Consider the following 19,443-nt stretch of genomic DNA (forward strand, 5'->3'; position numbering starts at 1 on the left):
TCCGATAGGCCCGCGGTCACACCAAGGTCACCTGAAGGTCACGTGCCCTATTCAGTTGGTATCCCGCGTCCGGCATAGTTAAGTGCCACCATACGCAGAATCAAATGGATAGAGACTAAATTCGCCGTGTCCGTCGGAATGGCTGCCCCCCACGCGCCCTATGCCTGCGATCCCGAGCGCAGTCGCGGCCGATTGGTCGCGGAACCGCCAAGCCGGACCCGCAGCCCGTTTCGACGGGATTGCGACCGGGTGATCCATTCCACCGCGTTCCGCCGGCTGAAATACAAGACCCAGGTGTTCGTGTTCCACGAGGGCGACCACTACCGCACCCGGCTGACCCATTCGCTGGAGGTGGCGCAGATCGCCCGCGCGCTGGCCCGGCAGCTCGGGCTGGACGAGGACCTCACGGAAACCCTGGCGCTCGCCCACGATCTCGGCCATCCGCCGTTCGGGCACGCCGGCGAGCGGGCGCTGGACGCCTGCCTGAAGGATTTTGGCGGCTTCGATCACAACGCCCAGACGCTCCGCGTCGTTGCGGCCCTGGAACAGCGCTATCCCGAATTCGACGGGCTCAACCTGACCTGGGAAGCGCTGGAGGGCATCGTCAAGCACAACGGCCCGCTGACCGATCGCAGCGGTGCGCCGGCCGGGCGTTATCGCGAGCGCGGCGTTCCCGTCGGCATCGCCGACTACATCAAGATCTATGATCTCGAATTGTGGAGTTTCGCCTCGCTGGAGGCACAGGTCGCCGCGATCGCGGACGACATCGCCTATGATGCCCACGATATCGACGACGGTCTGCGCGCCGGCCTGTTTCACCTCGACGACCTCAAGGTGATGCCGCTGACCGCGGAGATTATCGCCGAGACTTCTGCGCATTACCCCGATCTCGAAGACGTCAGGCGCGGCGCCGAGCTGGTGCGCGAGCTGATCTCACACTTGATCGGTGCCGTGTTCGCCGAGGCCCAGATAAACCTTGCCGCCGTGAAACCGCAATCCGCACAGGACGTGCGCCAGCAGAGCCGGGCATTGATCGCATTCCCCGCCGCGGTCGCCGAGGAGGAGGCCGCCATCAAGCGCTTTCTCTATCAGCACATGTACCGCCACAAGCGGGTCATGCGGGTGATGGGCGAGGCGGAACAGATCCTGTTCGACCTGTTCGCAAAATACCTCACCTCGCCCGGCGAGCTGCCGCCGGAATGGCTGGTCGGGGCGGAGGCGGACAACGAGGGCGACCGGGCCCGCCGGATCGGGAATTTCATTGCCGGAATGACCGACCGTTTCGCCCTGACCGAGCACCAGCGGCTCTTTGACTCGACCCCGGATTTGCGTTAGGCGGCGCCCATGCCCGACACATCCTCAGCACTGCACCTGTTCGCCGACGTGCTCGCACGCGTGCACGCGGTCTGCCGCGCGCTCGCGGCGGAAGCCAACTGGCCCGAGGGCATCGATTTCTCGCGCGTGGTGGTCGAGCCGCCGCGCGATGCTTCCCATGGCGACATGGCGACCAACGCAGCCATGGTGCTTGCGAAAGAGGCAAAGGCAAAGCCGCGCGACCTCGCCGAGCAGATCGCCGAACGGCTGCGCGCGGACCCGTTGATCGCCAAGGTCGACGTCGCAGGTCCAGGCTTCATCAACCTGACGCTGGAGCCGGCCGCATGGGCCGAGGCGCTACGGACCGTGCTGCGCGAGGGCGCCGATTACGGCCGCGTCCGCGGCGGCTCCAAGGTCAACGTCGAATATGTCTCCGCCAACCCCACCGGACCGATGCATGTCGGCCATTGCCGCGGCGCCGTGTTCGGCGATGCGCTGGCGAGCCTGCTTGAATTCGCAGGCCGTGACGTCACGCGCGAATATTACATCAACGACGCCGGCGCGCAGGTCGACGTGCTCGCCCGCTCCGCGTTCCTCCGGTATCGCGAGGCGCTCGGCGAAGACATCGGCGCGATGCCGGAAGGCCTTTATCCCGGCGACTATCTGAAGCCGGTCGGGCAGGCGCTGGCGCAGGAGCACGGCGACAAGCTCCTCGCCGTGAGCGAGGGCGCGTGGCTACGGACGGTGCGCGCCAAGGCGATCGCGATGATGATGGACGAGATCAAGGATGATCTCGCCGCGCTCAACATCCGCCACGACGTGTTCTTCTCCGAGCGCTCGCTACAGAACGCCGGCAACAACAAGGTCGCCGAGACCATCGATTTCCTGCGCGCCAAGGGCGACGTCTACCAGGGCCGTCTGCCGCCCCCAAAGGGGGCTCCGACCGAGGATTGGGAAGATCGCGAGCAGTTGCTGTTCAAGGCGACCGCCTATGGCGACGACGTCGATCGCCCGCTGATCAAGTCGGATAATTCCTACACCTACTTCGCCGCCGACATCGCCTACCACAAGAACAAGTTCGATCGTGGTTTCGCGGAGATGATCGACGTCTGGGGCGCCGACCATGGCGGCTACATCAAGCGCATGCAGGCGGCGGTGAAGGCGACCACCTCCGGCAAGGGGGCGCTCGACGTCAAGATCGTCCAGCTGGTGAAGTTGCTGCGCAACGGCGAGCCGGTGAAAATGTCCAAGCGGAGCGGGGACTTCGTCACCTTGCGTGAGGTGGTGGATGAAGTCGGCCAGGACGCCGTCCGCTTCATGATGCTCTACCGCAAGAACGACGCGGTGCTCGACTTCGACCTCGCCAAGGTCATGGAACAGTCGCGCGACAACCCGGTGTTCTACGTGCAGTACGGCCACGCCCGCGGCCACTCGATCTTCCGCAACGCCCGGGCCGAGGTGTTCCCGGAACTCCCGGAGGAAACGGAAAAGCGCATCGCCTGGCTGGGTGAGTCGGCGGTGGAACGGCTGTCGGACCCGGCTGAACTCGACCTTCTTAAGCGGCTCGCAATATTTCCGCGCATGCTGGAAGCGGCCGCAACCGCCCACGAGCCGCACCGAATTGCCTTCTATCTCTATGATTTAGCCAGCGAATTTCATGCACTTTGGACGAAGGGGCGCGATTTGCCCTATTTACGCTTCATTATCAATAATGATGCAGATCTAACGAAGGCGCGGCTGGCCATGGTCCAGGGCGTCGTCTCTGTCCTGGCATCGGGCCTCGCCATCCTCGGCGTCCATGCTCCGGACGAGATGCGGTAGTTTGGGGCGAACTACTTAAGGGATTTCGGGGGTAACCGGCAGAAGCCGGATCGCTTAGACTTGGTTGAAAGCCTTGTGGGTCGAAAGCCGCGCCTTGGTCGAGGGGCGCGCGGCTTTCCCGAAGGGACGCATCATCACGATGGCCGAACGATATCAGGACAGACCGTTTCCTTCCGATGACTATCGCGGTGGCGATCAGCATGGGAGGGCGGAGAGCGGTGATCCCTTGGCCGAACTTGCCCGCCTGATCGGGCAGACCGATCCGTTCGCAGCGCAAGGGCGGCCGGGCGTGCACCCGCCTGCAGCACCTGCGCCTGCCCAGAGCTATCAGGACGACGACTATCGCCAGGACGATGGCCAGCAGGACTATGCCGACCAAGCCCCGCCGCCGCCCGGGCCACCCTCATGGATGCGGCGCGCCAATGTGCAGCCGCAGACGGTGCCAGCTGAGCCTGCCTATCCCGCTTCCGTAAACCCGGTTCATCCACTGCATCGTTATTCAGCCCAGCCGACTGCGCCCGAGCCTGAACCTGATTATCGTCAGCCGCAGGCCTATCCGGATCAGGCCTATCAAGCTCGCACCCATCAGGGGCAGGCCTATCAGGATCAGGCATATCAGCAGCCCGATCAGGCTTACCAGGAGCAAGCCCACCAGCAGCCCGATCCGGCGCGCTACGACGAGGCGCTCTACGGACGGCTGGAGGCGGGCGAGCAGGACTATCAGCGCGATCCCGCCTATCCCGACGATCCTTACGCGTTCCAGAGCGACTATCCCGAGGCCGATCTCGACGAGCCGAAGAAGCAGCGCGGCGGCATGATGACCGTCGCGGCGATCCTGGCCCTTGCCGTGGTCGGGACCGGCGCTGCGTTCGCTTACAAGACCTATGTGGGCTCGCCCCGCAGCGGCGAGCCGCCGATCATCAAGGCCGACAACACGCCGACCAAAATCGTGCCGGCGCCGTCGGACTCCTCGGCCAAGGTACCGGACCGCATGGTCACCGGAGATGGCGCCGAGAAGATCGTGCCGCGCGAGGAGGCGCCTGTCGACGTCAACGCCAAGGCGGGAGGTCCCCGCGTGGTGTTCCCGGCGCTGAACCAGAACGCGAACCCGCCGCCAGTCGCGAGCGTGTCGCCGTCCAGCATTCCGCTGTCGAGTGCGGGCCCGAATCCGAGCAACGGCACGCTGCCGAACAATTCGCCGCGCGCGATCAGGACCGTGGCCGTGAAGGGCGATCAGACCGACGCCACCGCGTCGCAAGCGACCACGGCCGCGAAGCCGACAGCTCTCCCGAAGCCCGTTGCGGCACCAGCTGCACCACGCACGCCGCCGACCTCGGCCAATGCCAGTGCCAATCAGCCGCTCTCGCTTGCGCCGCAATCGGCGCCGGCCGCGGAGCCACCGCAGCGGATGGCTGCGACCAATCCGACGCAAATTGCGCCCGCGAGCAGCGGTGGCGGCGGCTACGTCGTGCAGGTCTCCTCGCAGCAGACCGAGGATAGCGCCCACGCCTCGTACCGGGTGCTTCAGAGCAAGTACGGCAGCGTGCTTGGCTCCCGCGCACCCGTGGTCAAGCGGGTCGACCTGACCGACAAGGGCAAGGGAATCGTCTACCGCGCCTTCGCTGGGCCGTACGGATCGCTCGAAGAGGCGAACCAGGCCTGCAACAGTTTGAAATCCGCTGGCCTGTCTGCCTGCTTCGTCCAGAGGAATTAACGGCCGTTTCCTTGACCCTCTCGCGGGTCAGGGTTAATCGGCCGTATGAGCACGCGGGCCTTCATTACCGGCGTTTCCGGAACGGAACTAACCGCCGCCGAGCGGGAGTTTATCCGCAGCGAACGCCCGTGGGGCTTCATCCTCTTCAAGCGCAATGTCGAGACGCCGGCTCAAGTTGCTGCACTCGTTGCGGAATTGCGGGCGGTTGCGGGTTTCGCTGATGCCCCTGTCCTGATCGATCAGGAGGGTGGGCGGGTGCAGCGCCTGACGCCGCCGCATTGGCCGGTCTATCCGCCGGGCGCTATTTTCGCAGGCCTCTACGATACTGATTCGGCGCTCGGGCTGACCGCGGCGCGCCTCAGCGCCCGGCTGATCGCCTGCGATCTCGCAGATCTCGGCATTACCGTGGATTGCTTGCCGCTGGCCGACGTGCCGGTGGCTGGCGCCAACGCCGTCATCGGGAACAGGGCTTACGGCACCGAACCGGGAAAGGTCGCCGCGATCGCCCGCGCGGTCACCGAGGGCCTGGAACAGGGTGGCGTGTTGCCGGTGCTCAAGCACATCCCCGGCCATGGCCGAGCTACGGCCGATACCCATTTCAATCTGCCGACGGTCGACACGTCGCGCGACGAACTGGATCGCACCGACTTCGCGGCATTCAAGCCTTTGGCGGATTTGCCGATGGCCATGACTGCACATGTTGTGTTTAGCGCGGTCGACCCCGCCCATCCGGCGACGACATCTGCGACAATGATCGCTGAGGTGATTCGCGGCGCAATCGGGTTCCAGGGTTTGTTAATGAGTGATGACGTGTCGATGAACGCGCTGTCGGGCAACATCGCCGAACGGACCCGCGCCATTTTTGCGGCCGGCTGCGACATGGCCCTGCATTGCAACGGCAACATCGAGGAAATGCGTGAGGTCGCCGGCCAGACACCCGAACTGGCGGGCAGGGCGCTGGAGCGGGCGAACGCCGCGCTCGCTGCGCGTAAAGGACCGCAACCGTTCGATCGCGCGGCCGCGCGCGCCGAACTGGAGGCATTGATCGCACGGGCAAACACGGCATCGGCATGACCGCAGAAATCCTATCGTTTGAAACCGGGCGGCCCGCAGAGCTCGCCGAGGGTGAGCCGGCGTTGGTGGTGGACGTCGAGGGTTATGAAGGTCCGCTCGACCTGCTGCTCGCACTGGCGCGGCAGCAGAAGGTAGATCTCGCCAAGATCTCGATCCTGGCGCTCGCCGACCAATATCTCCACTTCATCGAAGCCGCGCGAAAGATCCGCCTCGAGCTCGCCGCCGACTATCTCGTGATGGCGGCATGGCTCGCCTTCTTGAAATCGCGTCTGCTGCTGCCGGAGCCGCCGAGTGCGGAAGGCCCGAGCGCGGAGCAGATGGCGACGGCGCTCGCCAACCGCCTGCGCCGGCTGGAGGCGATTCGTGAAGCCGCCAACCGGCTGATGAACCGGCAGCAATTGCTGCGCGACATCTTCCCGCGCGGCGAGCCCGAGCAGATCGCCGAGATCAAGCATCCGAAATACACGGCAACGCTCTATGACCTGCTCACCGCCTATGCCGCGCAGCGCCAGTCGCGCGTGCTGGCGAGCGTGCATCTGGCCAAGCGCACGGTGTGGTCGCTTGCCGAGGCGCGCGCCACGCTGGAGCGGCTCGTCGGAAGCATCAGCGAGCAAGACGATTGGGGCGTTCTCGACGATTTTCTGCTTCAGCATGTCGCCGATCCGACGCAGCGCGCGACGGTGCTCGCCTCGAGTTTCGCGGCTGCGCTCGAGCTGGTGCGCGAAGGTCAGCTCGAGCTGAATCAGAAAGAGGCGTTTGCGCCCATCTATTTCCGGAAGGGGCGCCCCAAGCCGGTCATGGACGCAGCTCCTGCGCCCGATGCGCCGGTCGCTTAAGTGCAACAAGGAGAATCTGCCATGGCAAGCCTGGCTGAAGTGCGGGTAGAAGAGGCCGAGCCGATGGAGAACGAGTCCCAGGCACGTCCCGAAGAATTGCGGCTGCTGGAAGCGCTGCTGTTCGCTTCGAATGAACCGCTGGACACCGCGACGCTGGCCAAGCGCATGCCCGAGGGCGTCGACGTGAAGGCCGCGCTCGAGCAGTTGCAGGCCGACTACTCCCTGCGCGGCGTGAATCTCGTGCGGGTCGCCAACAAATGGACCTTCCGTACCGCGGGCGATCTCGCCTGGCTGATGACCCGCGAGAGCACCGAGACCCGCCGCCTGTCGCGCGCCGCGATCGAAGTGCTGGCGATCATCGCCTATCACCAGCCGGTGACGCGCGCCGAGATCGAGGAGATCCGCGGCGTCGTCACCTCGAAGGGCACGCTGGACGTGCTGCTGGAAACCGGCTGGATCAAGCCGCGCGGTCGTCGCAAGACGCCGGGCCGTCCCTTGACCTTCGGAACCACCGAGGACTTCCTGTCGCAGTTTACTCTGGAACAGCTCGGCGATTTGCCGGGCCTGGAGGAGCTGAAGGGCACGGGCCTGCTGGATTCGCGCCTGCCGACCGGATTCAGCGTGCCGACGCCGTCGGATGACCCGACTTTGCGGGAAGACGAGGATCCGCTGGAGCCGGGCGAGGACCTTGATCTGGCGCTGGCGCCCGCGGTCGAGCCCGAGACGCCGCCGGAAGGCGGCCATGCGGGGGGCGGGGGTGGCAGCGAGGACTGACGTCCCGGCCTTTTACCGGCCGCCTGCGACCAGTTAACACTAGCAAAATTACGCAGCGCCAACAGCGAATTGGCGCTGCCTTGGTCCTTGTTTTTGACACCTGCCAAGCCTAGGTTTCGGTGAAGATCGGCCGGTCCCCGGCCATGCGCGTTTGGAGGGTTGCAGGATGGGTTCACTCAGCATTTGGCACTGGGTCCTGGTGATCGCAGTGGTCCTGCTGCTGTTCGGTCGCGGCAAGATCTCGGATCTGATGGGCGACGTGGCGCAGGGCATCAAGGCGTTCAAGAAGGGCATGCAGGACGACGACAAGGTCGCCGACAAGCCCGAGCCGGCCAAGTCCATCGAGCACAACAATGCCGCGCCGACCGCGGCACGGTCGGACGTCGGCAGCAAGGCCGTCTGAGCCAGAGAGCACGCGAGACGCGGGTAGCGGACCCGATCCTGCGCGCGAGGGATTGGGCCGGCTGCGGCTGGCGTGAACGGAAGACCTCATGTTCGACATCGGGTGGAGTGAACTGGTCCTGATCGGGGTCGTGGCTCTGATCGCCATCGGCCCGAAAGAGCTGCCGGGCGTGCTGCGCATGGTCGGGCAGTGGATGGGCAAGGCGCGCAAGATGGCCGCCGAATTCCAGGGCCAATTCCAGGAAGCGATGCGCGAGGCCGAAATGGCCGACCTCAAGAAGAGCTTCGACGAGGTCAAGGAAGCGGCTTCCGGCTTCGCCGGCAACAATTTGATGACCTCGCTCCAGAAAGACGTCAGCGACGCGCTCCGCGTCGATGCACTGGACAAACCCGCCGAGACCTCGATCTCCACCGCTGTCGAACCGTCGGCGACTTCAAGCGAAGCGCTGACGACGCCCACCACGCCGGAAGCGCCGACGCCGGAGACCTTCGTGGAAGCCGAGGCACATGCGGCCGTGAACGAGCCGCTCGCCATCACCCGTGAGGTCGAGCAGGCGCAGGTCGCTCAAGGTTCGGTCACGCAAGATTCGGTCACCCAGGACACTGCGCCGGCCGAGGCGATTAAGGGCGCCAAAGCGTCATGAGCGCCGCCGATATCGAGGCCAGCAAAGCTCCCCTGATGGACCATTTGATCGAGCTGCGTTCGCGGCTGATCAAAGCGCTGCTCGGCTTCGGCATTGCCTTCATCTTCTGCTTCTTCTTCGCCAAGCAGATCTACAACGTGCTGGTCTGGCCGTTCGTGTGGATCGCGGGTCCCGAGAACTCGAAATTCATCTACACCGCGCTGCTGGAATATTTCATCACCCAGCTCAAGCTCGCGCTGTTCGGCGCCGGCTTCATCTCGTTCCCGATCGTCGCGACACAAATCTATAAGTTCGTCGCTCCCGGACTCTACAAGCACGAGAAGCAGGCCTTCCTGCCGTATCTGGTCGCGACCCCGTTCTTCTTCGTGCTGGGCGCAGCACTGGTCTATTTCGTCGTGCTGCCCATGCTGGTCCGCTTCTCGCTCGGCATGCAGCAGGCCGGCAGTGACGAGACCGCGCAGATCCAGCTGCTGCCCAAGGTCGGCGAATATCTGTCGCTGATGATGTCGCTGATCTTCGCCTTCGGCATCGCCTTCCAGCTTCCGGTGATCCTGACGCTGCTGGGGCGCATCGGCATCGTCACGTCTAAAATGCTGCGCGAGAAGCGCCGCTATTTCATCGTCGTTGCCTTCGTCATCGCGGCCGTTCTGACCCCGCCCGATGTGCTCAGCCAGTGCTCGCTCGCGATTCCCTTGCTCGCGCTCTACGAGGGCTCGATCATCGCGGTGGGAATTGTGGAGAAGAAGGCTGCAGCTTCGCAAGCCTCTAGCGGCACCGACGTATCGACGCCGGCCAATCCGGCAGAGTAGGGCGCCCCATACTCCGGTGTCATTCCCCGCGAAAGCGGGGAATCCAGTACGCCGCGGCCTATGGGGAATCAGTGATGTTTCTGGAATACTGGATCGCCCGCTTTCGCGGGCGATGACAGCCGTGCTAGGGGAAGCAGCCATTTGCATAAATGCAAATCCAGGATTTGCAGGGTTGCAACAAGCCCCAGGACCACGGCCATGCACGACATCAAATCGATCCGCGACAACCCGCAAGCCTTCGACGCCGGCCTCGCACGACGCGGCCTGAAGCCGATGTCGGCGTCGCTGCTTGCGATCGACGAGACCCGGCGTGCGGCGATCCTGGCTTCCGAGCAGGCGCAGGCGCGGCGCAATGCGGCCTCAAAGGAAATCGGCGATGCCAAGAAGACGAAGGACGAGGCGCGCGCGGCGAAGCTGATGGCGGAGGTCGCCGAGCTCAAGACCACCATGCCGGAGCTCGAGGCGACCGCGAAGGCTGCCGACGAGGAGCTCGCCAAGGAGCTGGCGGCGATCCCCAATCTGCCGCTCGGCGAGGTGCCCGATGGTGTCGACGAGCACGGCAATGTGCAGCGCCATGTCTTCGGCAACAGGCGCAACTACGCGTTCGTGCCAAAACCCCATGACGATCTCGGCGCCGCGCTCGGTGACATGGATTTCGAGACCGCAGCGAAACTCTCCGGCGCGCGCTTCGTCGTGTTGAAGAAGGGACTGGCGCGGCTCGAACGCGCGCTCGGCCAGTTCATGCTGAATCTACACGTTGACGAGCACGGCTATACCGAGATCAATCCGCCGCTGCTCGTGCGCAACGAGATCATGTTCGGCACCGGACAATTGCCGAAGTTCGAGGACGACCAGTTCTGGGCGATCAAGGGCGAATTGCTCGCCGCGCCCGACCATGAGCGGCTCCGGACCGAGCGTCTCGGGATCATTCCGACCGCGGAGGTGGCGCTCACCAATCTCGTCCGAGAATCCATCCTCGACGAAAAGCAGCTGCCGATGCGGCTGACTGCGCTGACGCCGTGTTTTCGCGCGGAGGCGGGCGCCGCAGGGCGCGACACCCGCGGCATGATCCGGCAGCACCAGTTCACCAAGGTCGAACTGGTCTCGATCACGACGCCGGAGACGAGCAAGGACGAGCACGAGCGCATGCTCGCCTGTGCCGAGGAAGTGCTGCGACGGCTCGAGCTGCATTACCGCGTGATGACGCTGTGCACCGGGGATATGGGTTTCTCGTCGCAAAAAACCTATGACATCGAGGTCTGGATGCCGGGTCAGGGCGACGGCGGGGCATTCCGCGAGATCTCGAGCTGCTCGGTTTGCGGCGATTTCCAGGCCCGCCGGATGGACGCGCGCTCGCGCGGCCCCGATGGCAAGCCGCGGTTCGTGCACACGCTCAACGGCTCCGGCACAGCGCTAGGCCGCGCGTTGATCGCCGTGATGGAGACCTATCAGCAAGAGGACGGCTCGATTGCGGTCCCCAGCGTGCTCCAGCCCTATATGGGCGGGCTGAAGGTGGTCGCACGCGACTAGGCGTGCCGCCAATCTGAAACGGAGAAACGTTTGGTTGCGAAGATCGGGCGGCCGGTTATCCTGCCGGCCACCCGACAACGCGAACCGATCGTTCATGGCCTTGCACCGCGATATCTTCTGGGTCGGCAGACAATGGGCGGTGACGGGTGCCGGTATCCAGGCCGTCGATCAGCGGCTGCGTGGCGTGCTCGACATCGCGATCACGCGGCTCTGGGACGACGATCTGGTCCAGAGCCGGCGCGCCAAGCCCGGTGTGAATGCCGCGGATTTCGACCAGGCACTGTCGCTGGCACGCGAACGCTTTCCGCAGGCGCCGGTGCCGGACCCATTCGTCGCGCAGCTGGAGGCGCTCGGCGTGATTGAGGCGCCGATGGTGAGCCCGGTCGTGCCGGCGATGAGATTGCACGCGGAGGGCCGGCTTGCGCGCTTTCTGCCGCAATGGCGAGTTCGCCGATAACCGCCAAGCCGGCGACCAGGTGCCGCCCGGTCGGCCGGTTTGCCTGATCGGCCCCGGCCGGATAAGACGGCTCAGACCCGCTTCAGGAATCGACCTTTCCCATGCGCATTCTCTGCACCAATGACGACGGCATCCACGCCCCCGGCCTCAAGGTCCTGGAGGAGATCGCGCGCGCATTGTCCGATGACGTCTGGGTGGTCGCGCCTGAGCTCGACCAGTCCGGCGTGTCGCATTCGCTGTCGCTCAACGATCCGCTGCGCCTGCGCGAGGTCGGTCCGCGGCATTTCGGGGTGCGCGGCACGCCGACCGACTGCGTCATCATGGGCGCGCGCCACATCCTCGGCGCCAAGCTGCCCGATGTCGTGCTGTCCGGCGTCAACAAGGGCCGCAACGTCGCCGAGGACGTGGTCTATTCCGGCACCATCGCCGGTGCGCTGGAGGGCACCATCCTGGGGCTGCCGTCCTTCGCCCTGTCGCAGGAGTTCAGCGTGGAGACCCGCGACCGGCCGCTGTGGGACACGGCCCGCAAATTCGGGCCCGACATCCTGCGCAAGGTGATCGCCGCCGGCATCCCGAAGGACACCGTCATCAACGTCAACTTCCCGGCCTGCGCGCCGGAGGATGTGCTGGGCATCCGCGTGACGCGGCAAGGCAAGCGCAATCTCGGCTTCCTAAGGATCGACGAGCGCAGGGACGGCCGTGGCAATCCGTATTTCTGGATCGGCTTCGAGCGCACCGCGATGATGGATACGCCGGCCGACGGCACCGATCTCGCGGCGCTCCGCGAACGCTACGTCTCCGTCACGCCGCTCAGGCTCGACCGGACCAACGAGGCGTTTTCCGAGGCGCTGAGTGCGACGCTGAAGTAAGTCCGACGCTGAAGTAATCCGACCTGGAATGGGGCCTAGCCGCCGCGAAGCGCGGCTTCGATGGTCTTGCCGAGGGCGTCGAGCTGAAATGGCTTCTGAAGCGCCGGCCGATCGCGGTACTGCTCGGGCAGGCCCGAGGAACCGTATCCGGTGGCGAAGATGAACGGGCAGCCCTTCGCCTTGATGACATCGGCGACCGGCGAGATGACCTTGCCGTTGACGTTGACGTCGAGAATGGCGATGTCGAACTCGGTTGCCTGGGCGAGCCGCATGGCTTCGGTGATGTCGCCCGCCTCGGCTGCGATCTTGTAGCCAAGCTCTTCGAGCATGTCCGCGACCATCATCCTGATCATCACCTCGTCTTCGACGAGGAATACAGAGCGGCCAGTAAGCCCCGTCGCGGTCATGGTCGAGTCCTTGCCCATTGCCAAAAACGTTCGCAGATAACATGAATCGACGCAATGCGCGTTTCGACGAACGGATGCCTGAAAATGGCCATCGCGGCTCGCCCGTTGCAAGCCAATTTATGGTCAACTACGCCATCCGAAGCCTATCATGGGTTCCCTGAGCCGGAACAGGAATCTCGCGCCCGGGTTGGGCGTTCCGGACCGCAAACACAGCACAAGCAGGCAATGACCCCCCATCAGCACCCGCCGGAAAAGATGATGTTTCAGCTCACGCTGAGGCGTCGGGGCATCAGCGACCAGGCGGTCCTGAGGGCCATGGAGGAGGTGCCGCGCGATCAATTCGTCGACGACGCCGATCGGGACGGCGCATATCGCGACAGCGCGCTCCCGATCGCCTGCGGGCAGACCATCAGCCAGCCCTTTGTCGTCGCCTACATGACCGAGCAGCTCCAGCTTCAGAAGAAGCACCGCGTCCTCGAGATCGGCGCCGGCTCGGGCTACCAGGCGGCGGTGCTGTCGCGGCTCGCCGGCCAGGTGTTGACGGTCGAGCGCTACCGCAAGCTTGCGGATGCCGCACGTATCAGGCTTGAAAAACTCAACTATCACAACGTCGAGGTGATGCTGGGCGACGGACTCAATCTGCCCCCCAATATTGGCCCGTTCGATCGCATCATCGTCACGGCCGCGATGGAGCAGCTCCCGGAGAACCTGGTCGAGCGGCTGGAGGTGGGTGGCATCCTGATCGCGCCCGTCGGCCCGCATCAGGGGGTGCAGACGCTGATCCGGCTGAGCCGGACCGAAGCCGGGATCGAGCGCAAGGAACTCGTCGAGGTCCGCTTCGTGCCGGCGCTGCCCGGCGTGGCGCGGGAGCTGTAGAATTCCGGATTGGCTGCGCTGCCAACATCTTATTGGGAGGGTTAAGCCGTTATTTACTCGGCGCGTGTTTACTTAAAACACCAGTTCTGTTGCGTACGAGTGAGTAACCATGTCCGTTGCCGCCGAGTTGCTTTACTCGCGCCGTGTGCCGCAGGTCGCGGTGCTGGCGCTGATCTCCTTCAGCTTCGCAGGGTGCAGCGCCGACATGTCGTCGCGCATGTCCCAGTCGAACTTCTCCAATCCCTTCGCGCAGGAATCGACCGGTTCGGTGCAGCAGGCCCCGCCGCCGCAGCGTGAGTTGCCGCAATATTCGCGGCCGCAGACGCAGTCCGGTTATTATCAGTCGCAGCCTTTGCCGCCGGCGGTATCCACGCCGCAATCCTACCCCGTTGCAGCAGGCGGTGTGTCCGGAGGCGGACGCGGCGTGGGCTCCTACGCACCCCCGGCGCAGCCGCATCTCGAGACCACGGCCACCGTGCCGCCACGCTCGGTTGCAGCCGCCCAGCCGGTCGGCGGAACCAAGATCATCGTCGGCACCAGCGATACGCTCGACCTGCTTGCCAAACGCTATCGCGTCACGCCGCAGGCGATCCTCGCCGCCAACGGCTATAAGGGGCCGCGCGCGCTCTCGCCCGGCCAGCAACTGATCATTCCGCACCAAGCTACGGCGGCTGCGCCCGCGCCGCTCATGGCTTCCGTTGCCGCTGCCCCAGCGCCCGCTGCGAAGCCGGTTGCGGCCGTTGCCGCGCCGTCAAGCACGCACTTCGTGAACCACGGCGACACGCTCGCCAGCATTGCCCGCAAGAACCATATCTCGGCGGCCGAATTGGCCCGCGCCAACGGCCTCGATCCCTCTGCAAAACTCAAGCTCGGCGCCAGGCTGGCCGTGCCCGGGGCCAAGACCGCCGCTGTCGCAGCACCGCTTGCCGCGGCTCCGGTCGGAGCCGCTCCCGTCGCGGGGACGCTGCAGCCGGTTGCTGCCGCGCCTGCGCCCGCCACCAAGATGGCCGCCGTCGCCGCGCCGGTGCAGAGCGCGCGCCTGGCCCAGGCCACCGCCAACGTCGAAGACAAGGCCGCGGACACTCCCGCGAAAGCTGCGGAGACCACCAGCGCGCTGCCGACTTTCCGCTGGCCGGTGCGCGGCAAGGTGGTCACGAGCTACGGCGCCAAGACCAATGGCAAATCCAACGACGGCATCAATCTCGCGGTGCCCGAGGGCACGCCGGTCAAGGCGGCCGAAGACGGTGTCGTTGCCTATTCCGGCAACGAGCTGAAAGGTTACGGCAATCTGGTCCTGGTTCGGCACTCCAACGGCTACGTCACCGCATATGCCCATGCGAGTGAGCTGATGGTGAAGCGCGGCGATACCATCAAGCGCGGCCAGGTCATTGCCAAGTCGGGTCAATCCGGGGAGGTGGCGTCGCCGCAGCTCCACTTCGAGATCCGCAAGGGATCGAGCCCGGTTGATCCGCTTCAATTCCTGAACGGGGCGTGATGAGGCCTACATTGTCTCCCAACTGAAGCTGTCGTCGCCCGGCTTGACCGGGCGACCCAGTACGCCGCGGCCTCTCGATCGATCACAACCGTCTCTGGAATACTGGATCGCCCGCTTTCGCGGGCGATGACAGTTTTGGGTTGGGCTATGACTGTGGCTACGTCGCCGCCAGCTTGACGCCGAGCCGTCCCGCAAGCTCCTGGACGAACTGCCAGGCGACACGGCCCGAGCGCGAGCCGCGCGTCGTCGACCATTCAAGTGCCTCGCGTTCCAGGGCGTCATCGTCGATCTTCACGCCGAAATGGCTGCAATAGCCCCGCACCATGGCGAGATATTCGTCCTGGCTGCACCGGTGGAAGCCGAGCCAGAGACCGAAGCGATCCGACAGCGAGACCTTCTCCTCGACGGCTTCGCCGGGATTGATCGCGGTCGAGCGCTCGTTCTCGATCATCTCGCGCGCCAGCAGATGGCGGCGGTTGGAGGTGGCGTAGAGGATGACGTTCTCCGGCCGCCCCTCGATGCCGCCTTCGAGCACCGCCTTGAGCGATTTGTAGGACGCATCATTGCCGTCGAACGAGAGGTCGTCGCAGAACACGATGAAACGGAAGGATGAGGCGCGAAGCTGTTCCATGAGGGCGGGCAGGCTCTCGATGTCCTCGCGATGAATCTCGATCAGCTTCAGTCTGTCGGCCGGTTTGCGCTCCGCGTTGATGCTGGCATGCGCCGCCTTCACCAGCGACGACTTGCCCATGCCGCGCGCGCCCCAGAGCAGCGCGTTGTTGGCGGGCAATCCGTTGGCGAAACGCTCGGTGTTCTCCATCAGGATGTCGCGCATCCGGTCGACGCCCTTGAGCAGGAACATTTCGACGCGGCTGACCCGCGGCACCGCCGCAAGGCGGCCGTCCGGGTGCCAGACGAAAGCATCCGCCTGCTTGAACGACTCGCGTTCGGCGGCGGGCTTGCCTTGCGCGGAGAGGTGCGCCGCAATCGTCTCCAGCGCGCGAACGATGCGCTGCTGGGAGACGTTTTGGTTCGTCTTGGACGTCGTCTTGGAAATCGTCTTGGAAGCCGCCTTGAGGGCCACCTTGGGACGTTTTGCCGCGACGCCGGCTGCCTTCGCGGCAGGGGTGCGAGGGCCTTTGCCGGCCGGGCTTTTGCTTGGTTTTTGGGGCATGTCCGAAGTTCCTGAGAATGCAGCCTTATCGGGCCTGTGCGCGCGCCGCAAGGTGGCTAAAAGGGGCGGTCTGGCAGCGTTGCAATTGGGGCAATGGCCGCTATAGTCCGCGCGAATTTGACCGAACCGGTCGCCATTTGGGCCTGACCGGTTTTCCCCCGTTCTCACGAGGATCGTCCGAATGCTGATTACCCCTGCGTATGCCCAGGCTGCGGGCGCCGGCGACACCAGCGGCATGTTGATGTCGCTGCTGCCGTTCGCCCTGATCTTCGTGATCATGTACTTCCTGATTCTGCGTCCGCAGCAGAAGAAGGTCCGTGACCACGCCGACCTGGTGAAGAACATCCGCCGCGGCGACACCGTCGTGACCTCGGGCGGTCTCGTCGGCAAGGTCACCAAGGTCGTCGACGACGACCAGATCGAGTTCGAGATCGCCGATGGCGTGCGCGTGCGGCAGATGCGCTCGATGGTCTCCGGCGTACGCGCCAAGGGCGAGCCGGCCAAGGAATCCAAGGAAAGCGCCAAGGAAGACGCCGCGTCGAAGTGAGTGCTTCCGCGAGTCTCTCAAGTTTTCCTGCAAATCTCCTGATCTGACAGGTCCAGTCGATGTTGTATTTCACGCGGTGGAAGGCGCTCGGGATTATCCTGACGGCGCTGATCGTGTGCCTCTGCGCGGTCCCGAACTTCTTCCCCGAAGCGCAGGTCAAGACCTGGCCCGCCTGGGCGCAGCGTCGGCTCGTGCTCGGCCTCGATCTTCAAGGCGGCTCCTATCTGCTGCTCGAGGTCGACGGCAACTATGTGAAGAAGGAGCGGCTCGACCAGGTCCGCGACGACGTTCGCCGGACGCTGCGCGATGCCAAGATCGGCTTCACCGGCGGCGTCACCGTGCGCAACGACGCGGCCGAGGTTCGGATCACCAAGGAATCCGATCTGCAGCCTGCGCTCGCCAAGCTGCGCGAGCTGTCCCAGCCGCTGGGAGGACTGGTCGGATCCAGCGGTCAGCGCGACCTGGATGTGACTGACGCCGGCGGTGGCGTGATCCGCCTTACCATCCCGCAGGCCGCGATGCTCGACCGCATGCGCAAGACGATCGAGCAGTCGATCCAGATCGTCGAACGCCGCGTCAACGAGCTCGGCACCGTCGAGCCTGTCATCCAGCGCCAGGGTAACGACCGCATCCTGGTGCAGGTCCCCGGCCTCCAGGACCCGACTCGTCTGAAGGAATTGCTGGGCAAGACCGCGAAGATGGAATTCCGCATGGTCGATACGTCGGTGCCGCCCGATCAGGCGCAGCAAGGACGTTTGCCGCCGGAATCCGAGCTTCTGATGAGCGCGTCACCGCCGCCCACACCCTATGTGGTCAAGAAGCAGGTGCTGGTCGCCGGCGGCGACCTGACCGATGCCCAAGCGAGCTTCGACCAGCGCACCAGCGAACCCGTCGTGAGTTTCAAGTTCAATACGTCGGGCGCGCGCAAGTTCTCGCAGGCCACGCAAGAGAACGTCGGGCTGCCTTTTGCGATCGTGCTCGACAACAAGGTCATCTCGGCTCCCGTGATCCGCGAGCCCATCACCGGCGGACAAGGCCAGATCTCGGGCAGTTTCACGGTGCAATCGGCCAACGATCTCGCGATCCTGCTGCGCGCCGGCGCGCTGCCGGCACCGCTCACGGTGGTCGAGGAGCGCACCGTCGGTCCGGGCCTCGGCCAGGACTCGATCGAAAAGGGCGAGCTCGCCGCCTATGTCGGCTCGATCTTGGTCATCATCTTCATGCTCTTGACCTACCGGCTGTTCGGCGTGTTCGCCAACATCGCGGTGGCCATCAACGTCGCCATGATCTTCGGCCTGTTGTCGCTTCTCAACGCCACGCTGACGCTGCCGGGCATCGCGGGCATCGTGCTCACCGTCGGTATCGCGGTCGATTCCAACGTGCTGATCTACGAGCGCATCCGCGAGGAGTTGCGTGGCGGCCGCAACGCGATCTCGGCGATCGACGCCGGCTTCAAGCGGGCGCTTGCGACCATCCTCGATTCCAACATCACCACTTTTATTGCCGCCGCGGTGCTGTTCTACATCGGTACCGGTCCGGTGCGCGGCTTCGCCGTGACGCTCGGAATCGGCATCATCACCACGGTGTTCACCGCTTTCACCCTGACCCGGCTGATCGTGGCCTGGTGGGTGCGGTGGAAGCGGCCGCAGAGCGTGCCGATCTAGGAGCCTGATCGTGAATCACACTGTTCTCATCGGGCTCGGCGTCCTCATTGCCATTCTCACCGTGGTTGCGGCATTCGGCTGGCTGCCGTCGCTGCGCATCGTCCCCGACGATACCCATTTCGACTTCACGCGTTTTCGCCGGATCAGCTTCCCGATCTCGGCGGCGTTGTCGATCGTCGCGATCACGCTGTTCTTCACCCATGGACTGAATTTCGGCATCGACTTCCGCGGCGGCACCCTACTGGAGGTGCAGGCCAAGTCCGGCACCGCCGATATTGCGGCGATGCGTACGACGTTGGATGCCCTGCGTCTGGGCGAAGTCCAGTTGCAGCAATTCGGCGGCCCCGCCGATGTCCTGATCCGTGTCGCGGAGCAGCCGGGCGGCGACGCCGCCCAGCAGGAGGCCGTGCAGAAGGTCCGCACCGCGCTTGGCGATTCCGTCGACTATCGCCGCGTCGAGGTGGTGGGACCGCGCGTATCGGGCGAATTGCTCGCCTACGGCATGCTCGGCCTGATGCTGGCGATCGTCTCGATCCTGATCTACCTCTGGTTCCGATTCGAGTGGCAGTTCGCGCTTGGCGCCATGATCGCCAACGTGCACGACATCGTGCTCACGATCGGGTTCATGTCGATCAGTCAGGTCGATTTCGACCTGACCAGCATCGCGGCGCTTCTGACGATTTTGGGCTATTCGCTCAACGACACCGTCGTCATCTACGACCGCATCCGTGAAATGCTGCGGCGCTACAAGAAGATGCCGATGCCGCAGCTCCTCAACGAATCAATCAACTCGACGCTGTCGCGCTCGATCATCACCCATTTCACTGTGACGCTGGCGCTGCTGGCCCTGCTGCTGTTCGGCGGCCATGCCATCCACAGCTTCACCGCGGTCATGATGTTCGGCGTGGTGCTGGTCGGCACCTATACCTCGATCTTCATTGCGGCCCCGATCCTGATCTATCTCGGCGTCGGCGAGCATCGCGAGGATGCGGTCGATAAGGCTACGCCGGCGAAGAAAAGCAAGGCATGATCCGAA

General features: G+C 64.7%; 19 protein-coding genes. 17 read left to right on the forward strand and 2 right to left on the reverse strand.

Annotation, left to right across the window (positions count from 1 at the left end; genetic code table 11):
* The first annotated feature begins 126 nt into the window (after nt 1–126).
* The 12 genes from IVB07_RS18585 (at nt 127) to surE (ending at nt 12,244) form a co-directional block, all read left to right on the forward strand.
* Nucleotides 127–1,335, forward strand: coding sequence for a deoxyguanosinetriphosphate triphosphohydrolase (locus tag IVB07_RS18585; protein ID WP_026233487.1), 1,209 nt, complete (start codon nt 127–129; stop codon nt 1,333–1,335).
* Nucleotides 1,336–1,344: 9 nt separating this feature from the next.
* Nucleotides 1,345–3,135, forward strand: coding sequence for an arginine--tRNA ligase (gene argS, locus IVB07_RS18590; RefSeq protein WP_018458033.1), 1,791 nt, complete (start codon nt 1,345–1,347; stop codon nt 3,133–3,135).
* A 139-nt stretch (nt 3,136–3,274) separates the two neighbouring features.
* On the forward strand, nt 3,275–4,849 hold the full coding sequence (locus tag IVB07_RS18595) for an SPOR domain-containing protein (protein ID WP_026233486.1): 1,575 nt from the start codon (nt 3,275–3,277) through the stop codon (nt 4,847–4,849).
* 45 nt (nt 4,850–4,894) lie between these two features.
* Entirely contained in the window at nt 4,895–5,923 is a 1,029-nt protein-coding gene (nagZ, locus tag IVB07_RS18600) for a beta-N-acetylhexosaminidase (protein WP_018458031.1), read from the forward strand.
* Nucleotides 5,920–6,759: a ScpA family protein gene (locus IVB07_RS18605; RefSeq protein ID WP_007590654.1), complete on the forward strand. Its 840-nt coding sequence runs from the start codon at nt 5,920–5,922 to the stop codon at nt 6,757–6,759. Before nagZ ends, IVB07_RS18605 begins: the two co-directional genes overlap by 4 nt.
* Nucleotides 6,760–6,780: 21 nt before the next feature.
* Nucleotides 6,781–7,533: an SMC-Scp complex subunit ScpB gene (gene scpB, locus IVB07_RS18610; RefSeq protein ID WP_247767772.1), complete on the forward strand. Its 753-nt coding sequence runs from the start codon at nt 6,781–6,783 to the stop codon at nt 7,531–7,533.
* Between the two features lie 166 nt (nt 7,534–7,699).
* Nucleotides 7,700–7,936, forward strand: a complete 237-nt coding sequence (locus tag IVB07_RS18615; protein ID WP_007610722.1) for a twin-arginine translocase TatA/TatE family subunit — start codon at nt 7,700–7,702, stop codon at nt 7,934–7,936.
* A gap of 88 nt (nt 7,937–8,024) precedes the next feature.
* On the forward strand, nt 8,025–8,579 hold the full coding sequence (gene tatB / locus IVB07_RS18620) for a Sec-independent protein translocase protein TatB (protein ID WP_018458029.1): 555 nt from the start codon (nt 8,025–8,027) through the stop codon (nt 8,577–8,579).
* A complete protein-coding gene (gene tatC, locus IVB07_RS18625) occupies nt 8,576–9,388 on the forward strand; it encodes a twin-arginine translocase subunit TatC (protein WP_018458028.1) in 813 nt (270 codons plus the stop codon). The genes tatB and tatC overlap by 4 nt, the downstream gene beginning before the upstream one ends.
* Nucleotides 9,389–9,586: 198 nt before the next feature.
* Nucleotides 9,587–10,918, forward strand: a complete 1,332-nt coding sequence (gene serS, locus IVB07_RS18630; RefSeq protein ID WP_018458027.1) for a serine--tRNA ligase — start codon at nt 9,587–9,589, stop codon at nt 10,916–10,918.
* 94 nt (nt 10,919–11,012) lie between these two features.
* Entirely contained in the window at nt 11,013–11,375 is a 363-nt protein-coding gene (locus IVB07_RS18635) for a hypothetical protein (protein ID WP_018458026.1), read from the forward strand.
* A gap of 101 nt (nt 11,376–11,476) precedes the next feature.
* Nucleotides 11,477–12,244: a 5'/3'-nucleotidase SurE gene (surE, locus tag IVB07_RS18640; protein WP_018458025.1), complete on the forward strand. Its 768-nt coding sequence runs from the start codon at nt 11,477–11,479 to the stop codon at nt 12,242–12,244.
* A gap of 35 nt (nt 12,245–12,279) precedes the next feature.
* Here the strand turns inward: surE and IVB07_RS18645 are convergent, their stop codons facing one another.
* Nucleotides 12,280–12,651 (reverse strand): response regulator, encoded by a 372-nt coding sequence (locus tag IVB07_RS18645; RefSeq protein WP_007590670.1) that lies wholly within the window; start codon nt 12,649–12,651, stop codon nt 12,280–12,282.
* A gap of 225 nt (nt 12,652–12,876) precedes the next feature.
* Between IVB07_RS18645 and IVB07_RS18650 the strand changes: the two genes are divergently transcribed.
* Both IVB07_RS18650 and IVB07_RS18655 read left to right on the forward strand, forming a co-directional pair.
* Nucleotides 12,877–13,527 (forward strand): protein-L-isoaspartate(D-aspartate) O-methyltransferase, encoded by a 651-nt coding sequence (locus IVB07_RS18650; protein WP_026233485.1) that lies wholly within the window; start codon nt 12,877–12,879, stop codon nt 13,525–13,527.
* A gap of 109 nt (nt 13,528–13,636) precedes the next feature.
* The gene (locus tag IVB07_RS18655) at nt 13,637–15,022 is read left to right on the forward strand and encodes a LysM peptidoglycan-binding domain-containing M23 family metallopeptidase (RefSeq protein WP_018458022.1); all 1,386 of its coding nucleotides are present in this window, start codon (nt 13,637–13,639) and stop codon (nt 15,020–15,022) included.
* A 157-nt stretch (nt 15,023–15,179) separates the two neighbouring features.
* Here the strand turns inward: IVB07_RS18655 and IVB07_RS18660 are convergent, their stop codons facing one another.
* Nucleotides 15,180–16,196, reverse strand: coding sequence for an ATP-binding protein (locus IVB07_RS18660; RefSeq protein WP_018458021.1), 1,017 nt, complete (start codon nt 16,194–16,196; stop codon nt 15,180–15,182).
* Between the two features lie 181 nt (nt 16,197–16,377).
* Here IVB07_RS18660 and yajC point away from each other — a divergent pair, with 181 nt between their 5' ends.
* From yajC to secF, 3 genes are read left to right on the forward strand one after another with little or no spacing between them, the layout of a single operon-like run.
* Nucleotides 16,378–16,743 carry a preprotein translocase subunit YajC gene (yajC, locus tag IVB07_RS18665; protein ID WP_007610701.1) on the forward strand — a complete coding sequence of 122 codons (366 nt, stop codon included), beginning with the start codon at nt 16,378–16,380 and terminating at the stop codon, nt 16,741–16,743.
* Between the two features lie 59 nt (nt 16,744–16,802).
* Nucleotides 16,803–18,407, forward strand: coding sequence for a protein translocase subunit SecD (gene secD, locus IVB07_RS18670; RefSeq protein ID WP_018458020.1), 1,605 nt, complete (start codon nt 16,803–16,805; stop codon nt 18,405–18,407).
* A 10-nt stretch (nt 18,408–18,417) separates the two neighbouring features.
* Nucleotides 18,418–19,437: a protein translocase subunit SecF gene (gene secF, locus IVB07_RS18675; protein ID WP_018458019.1), complete on the forward strand. Its 1,020-nt coding sequence runs from the start codon at nt 18,418–18,420 to the stop codon at nt 19,435–19,437.
* The last annotated feature ends 6 nt before the right edge of the window (nt 19,438–19,443 follow it).

The organism is Bradyrhizobium sp. 172 (assembly GCF_023101065.1).
GTDB classification, from domain to species: Bacteria; Pseudomonadota; Alphaproteobacteria; order Rhizobiales; family Xanthobacteraceae; genus Bradyrhizobium; species Bradyrhizobium canariense_D.